This window comes from Bythopirellula superficialaquae, assembly GCF_059632245.1.
Map to the genome: position 1 here is coordinate 1,407,198 of NZ_CP197426.1, position 21,370 is coordinate 1,428,567.

Consider the following 21,370-nt stretch of genomic DNA (forward strand, 5'->3'; position numbering starts at 1 on the left):
AATGGTGTCGCAACACCCTGTTTCGTTCAGGATCAAATGCCGTGATTGAAGTCCATGACCTCACGAAGAAATATGGCGAATTGTTTGCCATCAACAAGATCGAACTGAAGCTCGACCGGGGCGACGTGTTTGGCTTTATCGGCCCCAACGGCGCGGGCAAGACCACAACCATGCGGATTCTGGCAACGCTATTGAATCCCACCTGGGGCGAGGCTTACGTCGGCGGCTATTCGATTTACACGAAGCCCAAGGAAATCCGCCGCATCATTGGCTACATGCCCGACTTCTTCGGTGTGTACGACAACATGCAAGTGATCGAATATTTGGAATTCTTCGCAGCCGCTTATCGGATTAAAGGTCCCGAACGCCGCAAGATTTGCAACGACGTGCTTGACCTTGTTGATCTGGGTTACAAACGCAATGAGTTAGTCACCAGTCTGTCGCGCGGTATGACGCAGCGACTGGGACTGGCTCGAGTGTTGCTGCACGATCCACAAGTTTTGTTGCTCGATGAGCCCGCGAGCGGTTTGGATCCCCGAGCCCGTATCGAGATTCGTGGTTTACTCAAAGAGCTACGCAGCATGGGTAAGACGATTATGGTCTCCAGCCACATCCTGCCAGAACTCGCCGACATTTGTAACAAGATCGGCATTATCGAACGTGGTGAGCTGATCGTGAACGCCGACGTCGACGACGTGATGAAGCAAGTTCGCCAACAGACGGTGCTTAAGATCGATGTCGCCACCAACCGCGAAGCCGCGGCCAAGGTCCTGGAAGAGCATCCGATGGTTGAATCGGTGGAAGTCGATAAACATGACTTGCGTGTGACGCTTGTTTCCGGCGATCACGACGTGAGCCAACTAGCGCGGTTGTTGCTCGACAATGGCCATTCCCTCACGAAGCTCACCGAAGAGGAAATCAACTTGGAAACCGCGTTCATGACGCTCACCAAGGGGATCACCTCCTAAGCCAATTTGGCGTTAGCCGGAGATTTCCGCCCCTTGTCTGGGGGGCAAAAATCTCGATACTTAAGAGTTCGAAGAGTTTCTTGGCCCATCGGCATTCGATCATTCGTTCGCCCCGTTCGTCTAGTGGCCCAGGACGCCGCCCTCTCACGGCGGTAACACGGGTTCGACTCCCGTACGGGGTATTTGCGCCAGTCGTGCGGCGCCGCAAGGCGTCGCACCACTTTGCATTTGCGCCCTGTTTTTCCCGCCATTTCTTATCTTTGTCGATACGATGCGACTTCTTGCGACCGGGTGCTGCGCCTCTTTTTGCGCCCTAGATTTCCCATTTTGTGCGCCGCATTTTGCGCCGCTTTTCTGTGAGGCTTGCTGTGAGCCACCTGGATGCCCCGTGGCCGCGGCCTTGTCGAAGTGGGCATCGGTCACTTGCAGGTAGTGCTTGGCAGCGATCACGGCCGAATTGCCGATCCATGAGCAGACCACGTGCAAGGGGAATTCCTCGGTGAGTTCGGTTTCCCGGCTCGCCCGGAGATTGTGAAACAGCCGCTCCCAGGGCTGAACCCCTGCCCTGCGGAGAATCCGCTGAAATTGCGTTCGCAGATTGAGGTTGTTGCCACGGTAACAATTGATAACGTAAGTCGTGCCGGGTTCTGCTTGCTCAAAAACTTCTTCCAGATATGGGCGGAGTTCAGTGAAAATTGGCACAGCCCGATAGGCCCCCCCGGGAAGGTGTTCTGTTTTGGGGCTCGGCAGATTGATACGACCGTTCTCCCAGTCGATGTCACCCCATCGCAAGGCTAAGTGCTCGCTAGGGCATCTCAGGCCACCATAGCGGCTGAGAGCCACGATCAACCGCCATTCAGCATCTGGGCAGGCCGCGATGACTTTGTCGGTGACTTCACGAGTAATGAAGTGCTCGCGAGAAGTGTTTACCTGGGCAGGCGCGTTCACCTCCGTAAACGGATTCTCGGTGATCAGCTTGCGACGGACCGCGACACGGAAAAACTGGCGAGCCCGTTTAATCTCCCGACCAACCGTTGCCAGAGCCAAGCCGTCTTGCAACATGTGGTCTCTCCATTGATCGGCATCACCGCAAGAAATCGAGTCCAGCTTGCGGTCATCGCCGAAGAAGGCCGTCAGCCGACGGATCGTCTGATCATAATTGCGACGAGTGTTCGGCTTGAGGTTCGGGCGGCTATCCCGGAGTGATTCGATAAAGGCCCTAAGTCCCGGCGAGATAATCTTGTCGCGGGGCGGGATCAATTTCACCTGAGCCAGCTTGTCTGCCAGATCATCGCCGATCCGGGCAACCCACTCGGAAAGGTCGTTATCCCAGCCGCAGCCAGATACCGAAGCCGCGATCAGGTGCTCTAATTTCGTCTTAATCGCTTCCGCGGTTCGCTGATTAACTTTGCCCAATCGAATTCGTTGTCGTGGCATGTCAGGATCAGGAAGTAAAAATTCAATCCTACGACGACCGTTCGGCTCTTTAACGATACTAGCCATTGTTGTATTACCCCTTCTTATCGGGCGTTCGGCCCATTTTAATTGTTAGTTGTAAATACTCGCCCAGTGCATTCAAAGCTTCCATCGAAAGTCCGCGCTGCCCTAGGTAGAATTTGCTGAGGGTCGATTCGCTGATGCCAGTTTCCTTAGCAATGCGATATCGCGTTAAGCCGGAATCATCGATGGCTTGTCTTAATTGGTCAGTAAGTTGCGGGGATCGTTTTTTAGCCATGACGGTATTATCACGCATACTATTCTTTACGTCTAGTATTCATTCCCGTACCAATGGTGAAAACCAATAAAGCGTTGGCAACTGGCACAGTCACGGCGAATAGATTGCCCGTCGTGAATCGATATGTCACTCCAGGTTGTCGAACCGCATCGGCAAACGGGTTTCGCCAGCTTCGCTGAGATGTCACTCAATGCCAAAGGTGAGGGCATGGTCGCTTCGTTCGCGAGCTGAAGTATTTCCAACAGTTCAGCTTTGTTTACTTTCAACCGGTCCAACAGGTCGGGCGTTAGAGCGTCTCGTGGCGCGTCGATGCTCAAACCGCCGTCGCCGGCCAGAGTTAGCCGGACGCCGTGGGTGTCGCATTCCGCCAGCAATTCGATGGGTACGTAGGTCATATCGTCACCCGAACGCGATTTGTCATTTCTGGTTGTTCCAAAGCGCTCCCATTATTCCCAAAACTGTCCGCTCCCAATCCGACGACCGAATTGTGGGAATTACAGGAACGCTTTTCTGGCTTCTTATTAATGAAGGTCGCCGGATTCACTTCATAGGCAGGCGACGAAGGTCGGCCGGGGCCATTGGTTTCCATCCGCTTTGGCCGGATGAGCCCGCGCCGCGTCAATTCAGCTAAGGCGGGGTCTATGTCATCGGCCTTGGGGAATCGCCGCTTACCGTGGTGTTGAGCTTCACTTTTGGTGAACTCTTTGCGCTCGTGGCGTTCGATCCACCTCAGTACATAGCGGGCATCGTCGTCCGTCTTATCTTCCTTGCCCAGCATCTTGCCTAGTACGGCATCGGCGTGCGGAATTAAATAGCGGGCGATGGCCACGGCTGCCTCGATAGTTCGACCGTCAATTAGTCCGGAAATGCCGTGCTCCACGCAATGCAAGACGGCCGCAAGCCTCAGAGTCGCGCCCGCTAGCTTTGCACCCCAATCTCGCATGATTTCCAATTGTCCGCCGTCATCTAACATGGCTTCAATTTCGACTTCCCAATCTCGCAACAGAGCGATCGCGTCTCTCTCCAGGTGCAACACGAAATCGCTTTTCTCTTCTGCCAGCGTTCTCACGATTTGGCGATAAGAGTTGCTTGTCGCCTCGGAAACTGGCGTTGGCGCGATCTCCCGCCTACCGATCCAGCTGAGGGGAGCAGCATACAGAAACCTTGCCAATAATCCTCGACCACGAAAGGCTGGAGTCTCTGCCAGTCCCTCAATAACCACCGGTTGTATCGCGTAAGCGCATGTGAGAGCCGGACGTTCTACACGAACACTCTTGCGCGATACCCGATCTGTAACGAGGTCATCGCCTGAATGACCCATCAGGTAAACGCTGAATTGGGGAATGCCGCCTTTGGAATACAATCCGGCCATTAAATCGAAAACCCCACCTTCGGGCGACATACTAGCTATGCGACAGCCCTGTTCGGCTAGCATCATGCCCAGCTTTTCGGCGGTGGCATCATCAACCAACAGCCTAGGTAATGCAGGCTCGGTTTGTTCGGCAAAATCGGCAGCAAGTTCGCCTGCTTCGTGTCTTGCTTCGGCGTCCCTTTTCTCGGCTGCCGTTTTTTCCAACTTCCGTAGTCGGGTTTCAACTTGCCTGCGTTCAGATTGTGCACGGGCCACTTCGGGTCGCGCAGTTTCGATCAACTCTGCTTCCAACTCGCGCAGTGGTTTCAAGGCGTCAGAGAAGACAGCCGACTTGCGGTTTCCCGGCTCTAACAGGACAGCTGTAAATAAGTTGGTCGGCTCTCGCCAACCAGGGCGTGCTTCTACCACCACACGCCGCGAGATTCCAGCAGAGCAAATCGCCAGCGCCAACAACGCGGCCAAGTCCGGGGGAGTTTGGGTGGCGTGCGATTCGGCTTCCACCCATTCTCGGAGTCTATCGGGCAAAACATGCGTTGGAAACTCAGGCAAGTCTAACACGTCAAGCGACAGGATTTCTGGCCAGGATTGCACTGTCGTGGGTGACCATAGAGGCGCGGCTTCGATCAAATGCTCCAATTCGTACCTTGTGCCACCGGTTGCAATCCAATCGCTTACATCACCCTTTGGGAGCAGACCGGGCAATTCGACGATTTTCACCGATTTGGCAATGTCTTGAAGTGAATGAGCAACTTGCTGCGCGTGGACCCGTCCCGTTTCATCATTGTCGGCCAGTACGACGACTTGGCGTCCGCGTAGAAACTCTGCATGCTCGGCCTTCCACTTCCCGGCGCCGCCTGCGTTGCACGTAGCGATCGCACCGATGCTCGCCAAGTTGTCAGCGTCCTTCTCGCCTTCGACGACAACCACGCTCCTTGTTGGCTCAGCCAACAGTTCCGTCAAGCGGTAAGGAACGATGCGAGCGCCTTTAACGCTCCAATCCCACCCCCCCTTGCCGTCGGCCCTCCGTTGTCGAAAGTTTTTCGGTTCGTAACGCACGACTTGGAACAGCAGCTCGCCGGCTTCGTCGCAATAATCGTATTGCGCAACGATGCGAGGCTTACCGGTGGTTATGTTGGCTTCTAGCTTTGGCTGCGTTGATGTGGGCAAATTGTTGCTGGTGGGCATTAGGTCCAGCAAACGCAGCCCAACCGCAGCGCAGATTGCCTCGACTGTACAACTAGCATGACAGTAGACAAGCGCCCGGCCATCATCGCCCTCTGAAACCGACAGGCTCGCCCGCCGGTCTTCGTGCGCTGGGCAGCGTGCTAACCAGCCCACGCCACTCTGCTTTGCGTCAGGCAGTTTCGACAGCAGCCTTTCAACGGGGGTCATGGTTACCCCCTCGACGCTGTGAGTCGATCCAGGTTTGAAGATCAGCCACTGAGTAACGTACCAGCCGTCCACAGCGGACGTAGGGCAATCCCGGATTTTCCTCAAAGGTCATCGCCCACAACTTTCGAGGTGAGACGGCAAGCATTTGTGCTGCCTCTTTGGCGGTTACCAAGAGAATACCTGATTTGGTGCCGATTGAAAAAAGCATAGTTTCGCTCCTTAAGAGCCCGTGCCGCGAAGTGCGGCTCGCAAGATTGTGAAACTAACGGACATTCCGACAGACCGAATTTGTCGGAACAATTTGTCGGAGAGATTTGCAGCGTGGAGTACTGAATTGCCGCAGAAAGCAGCTAGAAGTTTTTTCTTTCGAATTATTATCGAAGCTTTCGGAAGCAATTATTCAGAGACGATTTCTTCGTCGCTTTGCGACGCGATCCAATAGGGCATCAAGATCATTCAGGGACATATTTTTATCCTTGGCAAAATCTGCCTTGCTCGTGCCAGCGTCTCGAGCAGTTTTCCAGTCGACGGCCAGATTTTCTTCTCTTTTTCTCGTATGGATATCAGCCTTGGGGCGGCCACGTGTTCTCCGATGGGGTGTGGGCTTGCCACAGAAATGATCCAGCATCCCGTAGATCAATTGGACGACGTCCTCGCCAGTCTTTGGCGCATGTTGGCGCTCGATCCAATCTTTCAATTCGGAACACTCCTCTCCCAACGCACGTAGTTCCTGGTAAATCTGGTATGGAGCAGTCGGGTGATGAAGTCGAAAAGACTTTTCAGTTTTTTCGGTTGTTCCACCAGCAACTGGAAGGTGACAAATACCCGAACTTACTTTTGAATAGCGGAAATCGATAATTTCCATACAGCGCTTAAAAACTTCGCGCAGTGTCCCTTCCAGACTCATGATTTTGCCTTTCAATAATGCGGGTCGACTTGGGCCGGGTGGGGTGAAAGGCAAACTCCCCGCGCCGGCTCAAGTCGCTTGGACTTTCGGTTTGCAACCCGTTAGTCCGTCCCGAGCGGCTATCTTACCCAATTCAGCATCATTTTGTAGGTATCTCGTACTCACATACAGCTGGAGTGTCTCGCCTTCGGCGCGCTTCCTGGCAACTTCGATAAGTCAAACAATGGCATCTCCGGCAACCGAAATATTTCCCGCCTGGAGGTAGATAAAGCTTTCCCACGCGACGCTCACAAGCCGATTTGTCGGTGATCAATGGGCAGGTGAACCACCATCGCGAGCCACTGAATTGTGTGGGCGTGGATTCCAGACGTACTGGAATTCGTACATCGTCGCCCTCGCAGCTATAAGACAACGTAATAACAGGTGTAGATCCCCAGCTAACGAAGTATTTGACAGTTGAATGACCGCCCAGGGGGCTAGTCCAAGTCAGCCTGTTCTGAGAGCCGTGAAAGATTCTGCCACGAAAATCCCGAATCGCTAGAGCGAGGCAATCCTCGCAAGTGGTCTTCTTACCGAACCGATGCCAGTTCCCACTGCCCATACGCCCCCATTCCCCCGAGGCTTTTTTACCAAAATCATTTGGCTTTTCGGATTCCGTTATGAGATTGTAGCGACTGCTTGAACTAGCTGTACAGTTCCCTCAGCCAAGCAATTCACATGCTTTATCAGCATAGTGTTGCACTGCCTCGCAATTACTCCGGCCTGCTTCTCAAGTGGGCAAGAATTGCCTGACCACCGGGACTGTTTCCGCCCATGCTCAACCGCCAAAGCGACAAGGCTCTTGGTAGAGGGAGTCCGCGATTCGAGGTGGGCTTCAAACTGCTTTTCCAGCAGTCGAGCTATCGCTTGCCAGCGTGAAGATTGGATGCAGGTTATGCCCGCCGGAATATGTAAACCGGGGCAACATTTCAATTTCATCCGTGAACCCGGATTTCCCAGCTAGGTTCCCGCGTTTTGGCATGTGATTTGCGCCAGACCCTTGAAAAGCAAGGGGTATTCTGCCAATTCGTGCCAAGCTGACAGGGGGACCCGATGGGCGACGCGAAGAACGACCCTTCTGACACACCCTTTCTGAAGCAATAAATTGCGTTCCGCAAAACGTCTGCCTGGGCCTCTTGACACAGATCGGGCGGAAAACCTTCCCCGGTTACGTCATCAATCCAACCTTTTCGGCACTGGTCTGGTGAATCCGAATTGCAGTCGGGGCGTGCTACGCCCGTGCCGGCTTAGCGGCAAATGACGGATGCTCATCATGGCCTCGCATGAGAGGCTGCCTTGTCCTTAAAACGTATTAGAGCTGCAACCGTAGTTGCACGGCTCGGAGCGCAGGGCCATCCTAGCGAGATTTCGCCGACATCGTGTCGGCGAGCGGGGGCTCATTGCCGCCCCCTGCACCCAGCTAGCCTTTCTCTGTGTTCCATTTTGGCTATTGAACCTTCTAACGTGAGGAGGGCCATCATGAGATTTTACAATGGGCAGCACCGATTCTATTGTGGCGTGGATCTGCACACCAAGAGGATGTACTTGTGCATTCTCGATCAGGAAGGGAATAAGCGGTTACATCGCAACGTCCGGGCCAAACCACAAGAATTCTTGAAGGCTATCGATGGCTTTCGCGATGACCTGATCGTTGGCGCGGCGACCAACCTTCGGTCGGTGCCCGATGTTTACTTGGTACTGGCTAGCTGACCTCTGTCTGGAGGAGAAGATCAAGTTTATCCTCGGGCATGCCCTGTACATGAAGGCCATTCATGGAGGGAAGCAGAAGGACGACAAGCTCGACAGCGAGAAAATCGCACGGCTCATGCGGGGTGGCACATTCCCGCTGAGCTATGTCTACCCACCTGAGATGCGGGCCACTCGCGATCTGGTCCGACGCAGGATGTTTCTCGTGCGCCGCCGCAGTGAGCTGTTGGCTCACGTGCAGCTGACTAACCAGCAATACAATCACGATCCATTCGAGAAGATGCTGCAGTACGCCAGCAATCGCGACGTGCTCGATCGTTTTGAGCAGCCGAGTGTGCGACTCAGCGTGGAGGCCGACCTGAAAACGGTCGACCACTACGACCAGCTCCTGACGCGACTCGAGAAAGACCTCGTGCAACAGGCCACTCTCCACGATCCTCGGGTTTGCCGCCTGCTGCGAACGATCCCCGGCATCGGCAAGATTCTTTCCTTGGTGCTGCTGTACGAGATTCACACCATCGACCGCTTCCCCAGTGTCGGAGACTTCTTGTCGTATGCCAGGTTGGTCACTCCGAAGCAGACCAGCGATGGCAAGGTCACCGGACACGGTGGCGCCAAGATCGGCAATGTGCACTTGAAGTGGGCATTTTCGGAAGCCGTGCTCTGGATGCTCCGCAATAGCGAAGACGCCAAGGCATTTCTGAAACGCAAAGAGAAGAAGTATGGCAAGGCGCGGGCCATGTCGCTGCTCGCCCGCAAGATCGCCCGCGCCGTGTACCAGATGCTCAAGCGCAAGGAGCCCTTCGATGCGGTGAAGTTCTTCGCCAGCTAACGCGGGGCCGACGGTGGAGCCGCTAGGACGAACTCAGGTCACACAACGGGTGAGACGTTACTGTAGAGACAACTCGCACCGTCCCACTCAGAACCTGCTCGGTCGGATTGGACCACCGCCGGCGCCCGCACTACTTGCCTAATACCGATGCGAGACGATGAGGGATTCGATCAGGCGTGATTGCCCCTGGCCCGAGCCTAGCACGAACTAAGACTCCCACGCCAACCGTGGGATGAACTCCAAGTATGAATGGACGGCGCTCAGGGAAACGATGTGTTTCTACGGCGTGGCACGCTCGAGGACGGCCAGGTTGCCGTTTGTGCCACAGTCTCGGCTGACTTCATGGCGGCCGGGGCCGACCGTCGGATAGGGGTTTGAGTGCGTCACGCCGTCTGGCCTGACGTAACTGCCATTGAGAATCGCACGCGCAGTCCGAAAGCCGTTTCGATCCGAGTCACCTCGCCAACACCCGCCAGCGCCGGGCGTTGGCTCGCCTTCGTGGATCCCACTCCAACCATGATTCACCAAGGCGAGTCAAAAAAGCCAGCAAAAATTCGGGACGAGAAGCGTACGCTCTCCTGACACGCGAGGCCAAATAGGGGTTCGACGCCACGTTTCGCAGGCGATAGTTGCGCTTCTTGGAATAGACCGTCAAGGCCGACTACGCATTAAACTCATCTTCTTACATGCCGAGAGGCTTGGCCGTGCTTTTTTTGGGAGGACGAAATGATGATATGACTCGAAATATCGCCTGCGCGAGCAATTGCAACCTCCCGCCCCGAAAGCAATTACAACAAATCTCCAGTTTTTCCAGGAATTGTGTTCAGAAAGTGCATCGAAACCGTATTTGCTCATGAGGCGAATTTGCAGCCTGATGGTGTTTGGCGTGTCCTTGGCTATTGGACATGCCACTTGTCTTACTGGTCTTATTTTCGATCAGCTCACCGTGAGGCCTTTGCGGATTCTCGTTGTCTCACGTGATGGCCTGTTATTCTTTTGGGAGGTGGAGCTAATGAGCGTTTTGAATGTTTCGAAGATTCTAGGTGTCGTTTTGCTGGGGACTTTGCTAATCGATAAGCCACAGGCTCAAGCAGCGGCTATCTACTCGGACGCTAACGATGGATTCTTGGAAGTCAGAGACACGTTGCCTCCCACAAGCCCTTGGCCGACAGTTCATGGGGACACATTTGGACATTGGAATGCTAACGTCGGCGAATGGTTTGGACCCGGACTGACCACCATTGTGCTGCCGTTTGAGTTGCCGAACTTTGGTGCCGTAGCCAACCCTTTCCTTAGCGCAGACTTCGGCGTGAATCTCTTTGAAAGGGGAAATGCAACGATCACGGATATTGATTTGTACGGTGTTCGGGTTAACTCGAGCGCGGCAATTTTGCCCACAGACTGGTACAACGGTTCTACTCCTGATGGTACCGCGACATTGATCCAAGCAAGTTTTCTTACGCCATTGAGCACTGTTGGTGGTCCAGGCCCCAACAACAACACCGATGCGAGTGGTGATGCGGCTCTACGGAGTTACTTGAACACTGCGTATGCCGGCGGCGCGAACGCAGGAAATTATGTTTTTCTGCGGCTAAGCTATGGCTCGGATACATTTGCATCAGGCTGGGATGCTTACAAGATTACTGTACGAGAAGCTGGAGGTGGGGCGCCAGATTACCCGGTAATCACTTATACCGCAGTTCCGGAGCCCGCGTCGCTGGTTTCGTTTGGCTTTGGTTTAGCGATGGTTGGTGTTCGTCGACGTAGGAGACGTTGAAGGTCAGATAGTTTACGGAAAAAGTCGTAGTAAACCCGCGTTGCTGTTTGGCGTGACATGTGGGCAGCATGTCATGCCTTACAGTAACGATTTTTCAGCTATTGTAAAACGGACGAATGTCCTGGAGGGCCGACTTGTTGCGGCTCGGATTTTTTGCAGACCAACTTCTGAAAGGAAGAGATTCAATGAAGAGCATCTTTTCGCTTATTACGTTCTTACTAGGTGTAACATTAATGCAACTTACTAGTCAGCAAAATGCATTGGGACTAGAGATTTACTCGAATGCTAACGATGGATTCTTGGAAGTCAGAGACACGTTGCCTCCCACAAGCCCTTGGCCGCAAGTACATCCGGACACATTCGGAGATTTTGATGCCAACGTCGGCGAGTGGTTTGGCGCAGGTCTGACCACCATTGTGCTACCGTTTCAGTTGCCGGGCCTTGGCGCCGTGGCCAACCCATTTCTGACTGCCGACCTCGGTGTGATGGTCTATGAAAAGGGCAATGCAACCGTTACGGATATTGATCTGTACGGCGTGCGGGTTAACGCGAACCCCGCTATTTTGACCACCGACTGGTACAGCGGTTCTACTTTCGATCCAAGTGCCACGCTGATCCAGGGGAGTTTTCTAACACCCGCGAGTCCGTCCGGCTTTGTCGGCGCCCCCAACAACCACACCGACGCAACTGGTGACGTGAACCTTCGCAACTATTTAAATACGTCGTATGCCGGTGGCGCGAACGCAGGAAAATATGTTTTTCTGCGGCTGAGCTATGGCTCGGATACATTGGCATCAGGCTGGGACGCCTACAAGATTACGGTGCGAGAAGCTGGCCAACAAGGGGAATGGCCCGTGATCACGTTTACCACGGATGATTTACCGGGCGACGTAAATAATAACGGCATCATCGACCTCATCGATTTTGATATCATTCGCACCAACTGGCTTGAAACGAATGCCACTTTTGGCATGAATCTTTCCAGAACCGATGGTGACCTAGATCTGGATGGCGAAGTCGGCCTCTCTGACTTCCGCGAATGGAAGAATGTCTTCAACGGTACACCAGCTGAAGTGGCAGCCGCGTTTGCCTCACTCAGGGCTGTTCCTGAGCCAAGCAGCTTGGTACTGGCCTTGGTTTCAGGTTTGGGCCTCATGGTCCGTTTCCGTAAGCGATAGCAAACAAATCTCTTGCCGGTCTCAAAGAAAATCCGATCGTAGGTTTTGATATTTTCCAAATTCTTCTATTCCTTATCCATCGTCGTACCGACGGTACCGTATTTCTAATTGAGGTTAATGCAACCATGAAGGCAATTATAAACAGCATCACCGCTTTGGCCGTGGCATGGACGCTTGTATCATCGACTGATGCGTTCGCGCAGGACAATGGCTGGACAGGGGGTGTTGGCGGTAACTGGACCGATAGCACGTGGCAGTTTGGTGGTCCCCCCGATCCCATCTTCGACAACAGGGGAATCGTAGGATCGACCTCGGGCTCGAGTTCGCCGACGGCCGAAGTTAATGTCACCACGGATATCCGGGCTTCCAACCCCTCCCCTACATTGGTTTTGGGAGATGGTGCGGGCACCAGTGGTACTCTGAACATCACTTCCCCCAATGGGCGTTTTTCTGTAGTCATTGACGGAGGTGGGGGTGCTGGCTCAACCGGCCTCCTTAGCATTGGCGTCAACGGTGGAATCGGCTTACTCAATGTTTCTGGCTCCCTCGATGTTGAAGGCGAACTGGAGTCTCGAAACACAGCGGACGCTAGCAGTACAATTACACTCTCTGGCTCGGCAGTCGTGAACGCCGGTTCTGGGTTTCTCGATCGAAATTTCATCGTCGATGGCTCCAACGTGAGCGCCTCTTTCTCCAATAATCTGGTGTTGGGGTCCTCGGGTACACACACCTGGAAAATCCCGGCCACCGGCGCTTCATCTATTCTGGTTGGCGGAAATGCAGATATCGGGGGAATATTGAAAGTCGAGTTCCCCGATGGAACGCCCTCCGTTGGCAATTCCTGGAACCTTATCGATTCAGCAACCGTCGACAGCGGAGAATCGCCTGGTTCCAAGGGCTTTGGAACCATCGATCAGTCTGCGGTCAATGGACTCGTTGCGGGATCGACGTTTGCAGTCAAATCGGTTGTTGATGGTGGGAGCACCAACGGCACCTACACTCGGCTCACTCTCGAACAACATCCGGTGCTGGTCATTGACCGTAGTACCGGTGCGACCTACATCCAAAACTTTCACGGCAGTATCGCAACTGTAAACTTCGACGCTTATGTCATCGGCTCGTCGGGAGGATATTTAAATCCTGGCTCGTGGAGCAGCATTGCTCCAACGAATGCGTGGTTCGAAGCGGGAGCAAGCACAACAGCGATTTCCGAATTGAACCCAACGTCTTCCGAATCGATCGCAGCGTCGGGCTCGCTTTCGCTGGGGTCGCTTTTTGCAAATCCCTCTGTGTTTGGCGAGGCAAACGAAGATATTACCTTCCGCTTCGCCAAGCCGAACGAAAACTCCTTCACGGAAGGCACTGTAATCTACACTGGAGCTTCAAATCGAACGCTTACACTGAATGTTGACCCTAATACGGGTGAAGCTCAAATCGTCAATGGGACTCCCTTTACGGTGTCTATCGATTCATATGCCATCACTTCCAATTCAGGCTCCTTGGACCCTAATTGGAATAGCCTGGAAGACCAAGGGACCTCTGGAGGCAATTGGTTTGAGGCCAATGTCAGTACCGGACAACTTTCTGAGCTGCTCATCACAGGAGGTTTATTGCTTGCACCTAATTCAGCGACACCTCTTGGTTTTGCCTTTAATGAAGTCTCGGGCATAAAAGATCTGACATTCCAATTTGCACTCGTAGGCGATGAAGGCGGCGATTTCGATGCGGACGGTGACCGGGATGGTCGAGACTTCCTGAAATGGCAACGCGGCGAATCTCCTAGTCCGTTGAGCGCTACCGACCTTGCAGACTGGCAGGCCGGTTACGGAACGCCGACTTCGATTGGGTCGAACGATTACCTGACAGGCGATGTTTTCTATAGCCCTTTACTTAGCCTAAGTATTGGCGAGCTGGCAGCTATTCCCGAACCAAACACTGCAGGACTGGTTTTGATAGGTTTGGTGATGATCATCGGTACTAGGCTCGGATCCACCTCAAAATCATCCCATAGTCCTAACCTCCTGTTGTAGTAATAAGGATGGACCCATGAATCATCGCCGTGCGTTTACACTTGTCGAACTCTTGGTAGTTATTGCCATCATTGGAGTGCTTATTGCCCTGCTGCTACCGGCGATTCAAGCGGCTCGCGAGTCTGCACGCCGTAATCAATGCAAGAATAATCTTAGGCAACTGGCGCTTGCTAGTCTGAATCACGAAGGGACCCACAGGCACTTTCCTACGTCTGGTTGGGGCTGGCGGTGGCAGGGAGATTCTAATCGGGGTTATGGGATAGACCAACCTGGGGGATGGTCGTTCAATCTACTCGCCTATATCGAACAACCTGCGGTTCGAGATCTCGTTCGAGGAATCGATGCTTCTAACCGAACGGCGTTTGAAGCGGCTATGCTGCAGATAGTGCAGACGCCGATTACCATCTTTAACTGTCCATCGCGACGCCCTGCGGCCCTCTATCCATTGGCGAGAGAACAGTTTTTGGCGCTCAACCTCCGAAGTTGTCGCGTGCCAGATTGCCAAGTCGCAAGGACTGATTATGCCGGCAACGCTGGCAATGCGCGGACAGCAGGTGAGACTGGCCCCCTGGACTTGGGCAGCGTCGGAACATTCAATAATTGGATTACAGAAACTCAGAACGGTGTCACATTTCAACGCAGTATGGTTAAGATTTCTCAAATCACCGACGGGACTACAAAAACCGCATTGATTGGGGAGAAATACTTAAATCCTGATCGATACCATGACGGCTCCGACCCTGCGGACGACCAGAATATTTTCACTGGTCATGATAAAGACAATCTACGATATACCGGTCGGCGTAATTCACTCTCCGATCCTGCTGTGGCGTTCTTGCCTCTTTCCGATGCGAATGGTATCGACAAGTTCGATGACCCCACATTCGGCAGCAGCCATCCAGGAGCTATGAATATGGCTTTTTGTGATGCTTCTGTGCAATCGATCCAATATGATATCGAACCTAACGTTTTTTATTTTTACGGGGGTCGCGATGACGACGGTTCCTCATTCCCATGAATAAAGGTCTATTGATCTTACTTTTGTGCGATTTTATTACCTCAACTTGGGGGACCTCTGTCATTTACGCTGGGAGTTCACCCGCCACGTGCGAGAAACTATATCTGTAATGGAGAATGGGGGGATGACAACTATCAGACCCATCGTATGGATGGCGGTGATCGCTGCTTCCGTGGCAGTCGGATGGTATGTGAGAAATGCACCAACCGAGCTAGGTAAGGACAAGTCTACTACATCAGGGAGTTACTTATTCCTTGCTGGAGGATCAGATCCCTACTGGGATCTATGTATCGCTGGAGCAAAGGCTGCAGCAGATGAGTCAGGCGCAGACTTAGATATCCGGAAACCCCTTAACGAGGGGGAAGAAGGCCTAAGAGAGCAGCTAGAGCGACTCACTGCACTCGATTCTGAAGAATTTGACGGCCTCATCATTGGACCGATTGATTCCGATAGGCAAGCGACACCAATTAACCTAGCTGCAGAGAAGTTCCCAGTTGTCACAGTGGATTCTGACGCACCAAGTTCTCGTCGCATGTTTCACATCGGTTCGAGCAACCTGGAAGCGGGAATGATCGCCGCAGAGATGGTGAAGGCTGCATTGCCGGAAGGGGCCAAACTAGTTGTATTAATGGCCAGCGAAGCCAAGACCAACGCAATAGATCGCAAACTAGGTTTACAAGCTACGCTCTCCCAAACTTCAGAAGACGAAACTGAGGCATTTGGCGACAAGTATGAGATCGTCGGGTTTTATTTAGATCATGGCAACTTCGACGTTTGCCGTGCAAATGTCATCAAGGCCTGCGAAGAACATAACGAATTAGATGTGATTGTAGGCACGTTTGGCTATCATGGACCAATTATTCTAGAAACTCTCAGTGCAGTAAAACGAGCTAAAGAAATAAAGGTCATTGCTTTCGACGAAGACGAACGAACTCTAGCGGGTATCGATGAAATGCGAGTCTTCGCAACAATAGTGCAGGACCCTTTTATGTTCGGCGCTGAAGCCGTGCAAATGCTTGAGAAAGTACGGAGAGGTCACTTTCTCTCGCTTCCGGCTGCCAATGGTGCTGTAGGCGTCCATTGCAAAGCGATTACGAAATCAAACATCGATGAGTTTCGACAGCAGCTTAGCGAACGGCTAAGCCAAACAGTAGGCAACTGAGTTACAAGAGGAGAGTGCGGGAATAGTGAGCAGACATGGATGAATCCACCAACTCTGAGTTTACCGATCGAGAAAGAATAAGTCACTTCGTTGAGTTATATTCAGAACACTATCAGCGTATTCAATACTACGTTATGGCTCTCTTACCAAATTCCAATGACGCGGCGGACGTAATTCAAGGGACAAGTCTTGTGCTTTGGGAGAAGTTTGATTCCTTTGAATTAGGTTCCAACTTCTTTGCATGGGCGTGTAAGATTGCACGCCTACAGACATTGAAGTACTACGAACAAAATAAACGTTCGGTCAAGCTGTTTGAGACTGGTACGCTGGAGAAAATATCCGAGGATGCCATGGCTTCTGGTGCTCGTTCTGCAGCGATTCTGGAAGCCTTGGAGTCGTGTCTCTCCAGCCTCTCAGAGACTGATCGAAAACTTATTCATCGCCGTTACCAATCTAACGACCCCGTGAAAGAGATTGCCGCTGAAATTGGTGTGTCGGCCAACATGATATCCAAGACCGTAGGAAGAATTAGGCGCATACTGCTGACATGCATTGAACGAAAACTGGAGAAATACTCATAGATTCCTATCCAGCATACATATCTCAATTCCTTTAAAACATCAACAAAACTCTTTTTGTAACCCACTGGAATGGCTAAGAACCACGACAACGCAAACTCAGAGAGACTCGATCTGTCCACAGTTCGTGAGTTACACCTTCTCTGCAGTCGAGTGTACGACGAGGTGATTACTGACGAAGAGTTTGCACGTCTCGACCAGATGCTCAACGAGAACGATGCAGCTAGAAAGCTTTATCTTCGTTATATTGAATTACACAACTTACTCCTCATCAGTACCGGTAAGCGCCATCAAGTCGAAGCAGAATTGCTTCGAAGTCATATTGTAAAGGATACAGTTGCAGAAGAGTGTATTGATAGAGGCCGAATAAAATTATCGAGGATCCAATTAAGAAAGCCATGGTCACGACAGCGATCGCTTATGAACTGGGTTGTCGCGGCAACCGTAGTTATTACTGCCACTTTCAGTTACATCTGGTCACAACAGAAGTTGGATGACCAGTTTGCCAAAGCTAACAACAATAAACCATCGACAGAACCGAGCGTAGCGGCCCCAGTCGATATTCGAGATGCTCAGATAGCTCGGTTAAGCTATGTTTCTTCAGCAACATACTGGCTTAATGATCGCAAATCCCATTTGCTGGGGACTGTCGTTCGAAACGGAGACGTGCTTGCAATTGCCCAGGGAGAAATAGAACTGACCTACCGTACTGGAACGAAGTTACTACTGGTTGGCCCAGCTGAGTTTGTTGTGGAATCAGAAGGTGGCAAGCTTAATCGCGGTGGTCTTGTCGCTTCGGTTACGGAAGAAGGGCACGGATTCGCAATTGAGACTCCCAGCGGAAAAATTGTTGACCTCGGGACCGAGTTCGGAGTGGCTGTCGATGACTTTGGTGTCTCCGAGGTCAGTGTTTTTCAGGGCAAGGTCGAAGCATTTCCTCTAGGCAAACGAGGTCAGGGCAAGAAGTATGAATTGACCAAAGGAAAAGGCATACAATGGGATGAGTTTGATCTCATGCCTCTGGACGCCGATCTGCGTCGATTCGCTACGCTGGTTCTTAATCTTACCACAGACGGTCGTCCCGCTGTCGGAGATTTGTCACTCGTTGACCGATTTCAGAGAGCATCCCTCAATCCGCAAAAGTGGAAGACGCAAGGAAACGTGCAGCCCTCGACCACGGGCCTGAAATTGATTGGAGGCGGAGATCCAAGCGAGCGGCCTTACCTGATCTCAGCAAAACAGTTCGATCCTGCACAGGGCCCAATTACTGTCACGTGTGATTTACGCTTTGTCGATGTGGATCCTGCTGGATCTACTTCGTTTTCAATTTTAACGCGTAGTGCCAACGCACGTGGAATAGCGATTCACTCTTGGAGGGGCACACTTGCATCATGTGTGCGCTGTAGCTATGGATTCGATTCCGAAGCTGAACAAGGCATGCTGGATTCAGGTGTCAAGATGGAAAGCGATCGAGAGTTGGCAAGTATTTCTGGGAGTATTTTCCTACCACCTACGGTGGGGACTCCTTATCGTGTTGTTATGCGCGACGATGGCGTTAATGTTTCGTTCACTGTTTCCCTGCGTGACGATCCATCGATAAGCAAGACAGTTACGTTTCGCTCATTGTTCCGCGGTCAAGCGAATTATGTAGCACTGGAGGGTTCATGCTCAGGGACGACTCTGATCGAAAGAGTAGAAATCTCTCAAAGTTTTCCGACCACATCGCTTTTAAACTACTCCGACGTTTCTTCCTTGCTGCGTGATGGCAGTAGAAAGCGTCAGATGGAATTGGGGTTGTTAGCCTCCTTGGCGCCTAAAGATGCGGTACCAATCCTTCAGGATGATTTCGAATCGGGACAACTGAACGACACTCAATGGAACTACTTGGGTGACGTCTTGTTGCAGAGTGGTTCCGTACAACTGGGAATTCCCAACCCTGCAGGACACATCGACACATGGAAGGCCCGACCTTACTTATTGACTCGCAAGCGGTTGGATCCCAATGTAGGAGCCTTAACGATCTTGGGTCGATTCACTTTTGCTGATAATTTCCTTGCTGGATACGGCGCCTCTTTCTCAGTTATGACTCGCGCGGATAATCTCCGTGGAAATGGTCCAGGATGGGAGAATTCAATCCTTCAGCGAGGTGTTCGAGCGAATTTCTGGCCTGCAGCTTGGGACTCGGACCATATCCTCGAAATCCACGAAAAACCAACCCCGCAAACGATTACTTTGCTTACTACTCGAGGCTCAGAGGTCCAGCCACAGGTGCGATCGTACCTGTTTCGGGTGGTTGACGATGGCAAATCCGTTGCGCTGACGATTGTTGACCCCAATCAACCCGACAATTTGATGACTATCTCTACACCTGCAATGTCTGCAGTCAATGAAGGTTATGTTGGATTTGAAAGCTGTTGGGGTTCACCAGTCACTCTGGATGACGTGCGTATTTATCAACAAAACACTACTGAACAACCCACTCCGAATCCAGTACACGATGATGAGTAATATGCACAATCCTTGCCTGCAATTATGTTTCTCTGGTTCTAAAATGACTAAACGAATCTTCATCTTCAGAGCACTTTTTGCCATAGTAGCGATAAACAATTGTGTGAATTGTTTGGCTGAGAAGGCAGGCGATTACATCGGGCATAATTTTCTCATGCTTAGCGGGCATACGGCAGAGATATCCGGCCCGCCGCTGCAGTTGCGAGATGGATGCTTGAATTATTGGCAGGACGTAAACACTACAGCAAATTGGAAGGTGTCGGTTTCGGAACCTTGTTTACTGAAAGTCGAGGTCGAGGCAGCAGTTGCAGAGCCTTATGAAGGTAGTTCTTTTGAAATTCGGATTGGTAACCAGACATTATCTGGACAATTGACAGCAACCGGTGGCTGGGAAGAGTACAAGATGTTTTCGTTGGGAACACTCGAGGTAGAGCCAGGTGAACATGATGTGCAGCTGAAACCAATCAAAATACTCAAGAGCTCGTTTGGGAATGTCAGGGCTGTTCATCTAATTGGCGACCACATAGCCCACGTATCGGCCAACCCTACGCATGATTCCTCCGGCCCTATAAAAGTTTTTATCACGGCGCGGCATCGTGGCACTGAGCTCAGTGAGCAAAACCCCTTAAAGTATGTCGCTGAAACTTCCTCTGATACGACCACGATTGTCGTTAATCCGGACAGGCGTTTTCAAACTATCGAAGGTTTCGGAGGGGCTTTCACTGAGGCTGCTGGAATTGTCTATAGCAAGCTCAGTCCGACACGTCAGCTGGAGGTTCTCCGTGCTTATTTCGATGCCGAGAAAGGACACGGGTATCGACTTTGCCGGACTCATATCAATAGCTGTGATTTCTCGATTGGAAACTACGCTTACACCGAGGTCGCAGGGGATGTTGAACTCAAGCACTTTAGTATCGACCATGATCGGCAATACCTGATTCCTCTCATTCACGCGGCTCAGAAGGTGGCCGGTGACGATTCGATCAAACTGCTCGCTTCACCCTGGAGCCCACCCGCGTGGATGAAAACCAATGAGCAAATGACTGGGGGAGGAAAGCTCAAGCCCGAGTATCGCGACGCCTGGGCACGCTACTATTGCCGATACATTACGGAGTATGCTGAGGAAAACATCGACATCTGGGGATTGACCGTACAGAATGAGCCTGAAGCTACCCAGCGCTGGGAGTCATGTCTTTATACGGCAGAAGAAGAACGCGACTTTGTCCGCGACCATCTCGGTCCGGCTTTGCAACACAACGGATTGGAGCAAATCCGCCTGATAGTCTGGGACCATAACCGAGACCAGCTTTTCGATCGTGCAAAAACTGTGTTTGACGACCCAGAAGCATCTAAGTTTGTGTGGGGAGCGGGTTTCCATTGGTATGTCTCCGACGACTACCATCATGTCCAGATGGTCCAAGACTTCTACCCAGAAAAAAAAATCTTGTTTACTGAAGGGTGCCTGGAGGGCGGGCCTCACATTAGTGATTGGTCCGGTGGTGAGAAATATGCTAGGTCGATTATCAACGATTTAAATCACGGCTCAGTGGGCTGGATTGACTGGAATATACTACTAAATACCCAGGGCGGTCCCAATCATGTTGGAAATTACTGTAGCGCACCGATCCTTGCTGATGTAGAGAATGATCGGCTGATCTATAACAGTTCCTATTTCTATCTTGGTCATTTTGCCAGATTCATCCGCCCAGGAGCACAGCGTTTACTTTGTGGCAATACTGGCAAGGAAATTATTACTACGGCCTTCCTCAACGCTGATGGAACCATCGTGGTCGTGATACTTAATGAGCAAGATCATCCAATTCGATATGCACTCAAAATAAAAGGACTCCAAACCGAAGCCATTAGTTTTGAGCATTCGATCACCACATTGGTACTCGATCAGGCACTCCCCACTGCAAACTCAGGCACCGATAGACTTTGAATCGCTAGCTATGCTGCCTACTTTATCTCTATTCTGTTTGGCCATGCAAAGAGTAACCAACGGCCAGAAATTGATTTGATATGCCTTCTAGTACTAACTACTCAAATCCGCGCCTAAATTTAAAAGCAGCGACCGGCTTGATAGCCATTGCTTGCGCCCTATGCCTTAGTAACGACGCAAGTGCGGCCCGTGGTCGGCCGCACTTGGATACGAGTCTGGGGTATA

General features: G+C 51.9%; 15 protein-coding genes, 1 tRNA gene and 1 pseudogene. 11 read left to right on the forward strand and 6 right to left on the reverse strand.

Annotation, left to right across the window (positions count from 1 at the left end; genetic code table 11):
• Window positions 1-41 precede the first annotated feature (41 nt).
• Both SH678x_RS05805 and SH678x_RS05810 read left to right on the forward strand, forming a co-directional pair.
• A complete protein-coding gene (locus tag SH678x_RS05805) occupies window positions 42-968 on the forward strand; it encodes an ABC transporter ATP-binding protein (RefSeq protein WP_496921944.1) in 927 nt (308 codons plus the stop codon).
• A 109-nt stretch (window positions 969-1,077) separates the two neighbouring features.
• Window positions 1,078-1,150, forward strand: a tRNA-Glu gene (locus SH678x_RS05810).
• Here the strand turns inward: SH678x_RS05810 and SH678x_RS05815 are convergent.
• The 6 genes from SH678x_RS05815 to SH678x_RS05840 form a co-directional block, all read right to left on the reverse strand.
• Window positions 1,113-2,471 (reverse strand): tyrosine-type recombinase/integrase, encoded by a 1,359-nt coding sequence (locus tag SH678x_RS05815; RefSeq protein ID WP_496923059.1) that lies wholly within the window; start codon window positions 2,469-2,471, stop codon window positions 1,113-1,115. The two genes, SH678x_RS05810 and SH678x_RS05815, sit on opposite strands and share 38 nt — an antisense overlap.
• A gap of 7 nt (window positions 2,472-2,478) precedes the next feature.
• On the reverse strand, window positions 2,479-2,721 hold the full coding sequence (locus SH678x_RS05820; RefSeq protein WP_496921945.1) for a helix-turn-helix domain-containing protein: 243 nt from the start codon (window positions 2,719-2,721) through the stop codon (window positions 2,479-2,481).
• 14 nt (window positions 2,722-2,735) lie between these two features.
• Window positions 2,736-3,098, reverse strand: coding sequence for a TubC N-terminal docking domain-related protein (locus tag SH678x_RS05825; RefSeq protein WP_496921946.1), 363 nt, complete (start codon window positions 3,096-3,098; stop codon window positions 2,736-2,738).
• Entirely contained in the window at window positions 3,095-5,467 is a 2,373-nt protein-coding gene (locus SH678x_RS05830; RefSeq protein ID WP_496921947.1) for a YfjI family protein, read from the reverse strand. Before SH678x_RS05830 ends, SH678x_RS05825 begins: the two co-directional genes overlap by 4 nt.
• The gene (locus SH678x_RS05835) at window positions 5,454-5,675 is read right to left on the reverse strand and encodes a helix-turn-helix domain-containing protein (RefSeq protein WP_496921948.1); all 222 of its coding nucleotides are present in this window, start codon (window positions 5,673-5,675) and stop codon (window positions 5,454-5,456) included. Before SH678x_RS05835 ends, SH678x_RS05830 begins: the two co-directional genes overlap by 14 nt.
• Window positions 5,676-5,867: 192 nt before the next feature.
• Window positions 5,868-6,374, reverse strand: coding sequence for a hypothetical protein (locus SH678x_RS05840; protein ID WP_496921949.1), 507 nt, complete (start codon window positions 6,372-6,374; stop codon window positions 5,868-5,870).
• A 1,518-nt stretch (window positions 6,375-7,892) separates the two neighbouring features.
• Here SH678x_RS05840 and SH678x_RS05845 point away from each other — a divergent pair.
• From SH678x_RS05845 to SH678x_RS05885, 9 genes and pseudogenes are all read left to right on the forward strand, one after another.
• Window positions 7,893-8,952 (forward strand): annotated as a pseudogene (locus SH678x_RS05845) (IS110 family RNA-guided transposase).
• A gap of 1,012 nt (window positions 8,953-9,964) precedes the next feature.
• A complete protein-coding gene (locus SH678x_RS05850; RefSeq protein ID WP_496921950.1) occupies window positions 9,965-10,729 on the forward strand; it encodes a PEP-CTERM sorting domain-containing protein in 765 nt (254 codons plus the stop codon).
• Between the two features lie 185 nt (window positions 10,730-10,914).
• Complete coding sequence (locus SH678x_RS05855) at window positions 10,915-11,907, forward strand: hypothetical protein (protein WP_496921951.1); 993 nt, start codon at window positions 10,915-10,917, stop codon at window positions 11,905-11,907.
• 125 nt (window positions 11,908-12,032) lie between these two features.
• Window positions 12,033-13,937, forward strand: a complete 1,905-nt coding sequence (locus tag SH678x_RS05860) for a hypothetical protein (protein ID WP_496921952.1) — start codon at window positions 12,033-12,035, stop codon at window positions 13,935-13,937.
• 16 nt (window positions 13,938-13,953) lie between these two features.
• Complete coding sequence (locus tag SH678x_RS05865) at window positions 13,954-14,955, forward strand: DUF1559 family PulG-like putative transporter (RefSeq protein ID WP_496921953.1); 1,002 nt, start codon at window positions 13,954-13,956, stop codon at window positions 14,953-14,955.
• Between the two features lie 124 nt (window positions 14,956-15,079).
• Window positions 15,080-16,117: a substrate-binding domain-containing protein gene (locus SH678x_RS05870; protein WP_496921954.1), complete on the forward strand. Its 1,038-nt coding sequence runs from the start codon at window positions 15,080-15,082 to the stop codon at window positions 16,115-16,117.
• Window positions 16,118-16,152: 35 nt separating this feature from the next.
• On the forward strand, window positions 16,153-16,698 hold the full coding sequence (locus tag SH678x_RS05875) for a sigma-70 family RNA polymerase sigma factor (protein ID WP_496921955.1): 546 nt from the start codon (window positions 16,153-16,155) through the stop codon (window positions 16,696-16,698).
• 162 nt (window positions 16,699-16,860) lie between these two features.
• Window positions 16,861-19,203 carry a FecR domain-containing protein gene (locus SH678x_RS05880; protein WP_496921956.1) on the forward strand — a complete coding sequence of 781 codons (2,343 nt, stop codon included), beginning with the start codon at window positions 16,861-16,863 and terminating at the stop codon, window positions 19,201-19,203.
• Between the two features lie 43 nt (window positions 19,204-19,246).
• Entirely contained in the window at window positions 19,247-21,145 is a 1,899-nt protein-coding gene (locus SH678x_RS05885) for a glycoside hydrolase family 30 beta sandwich domain-containing protein (protein ID WP_496921957.1), read from the forward strand.
• Window positions 21,146-21,370: the final 225 nt, after the last annotated feature.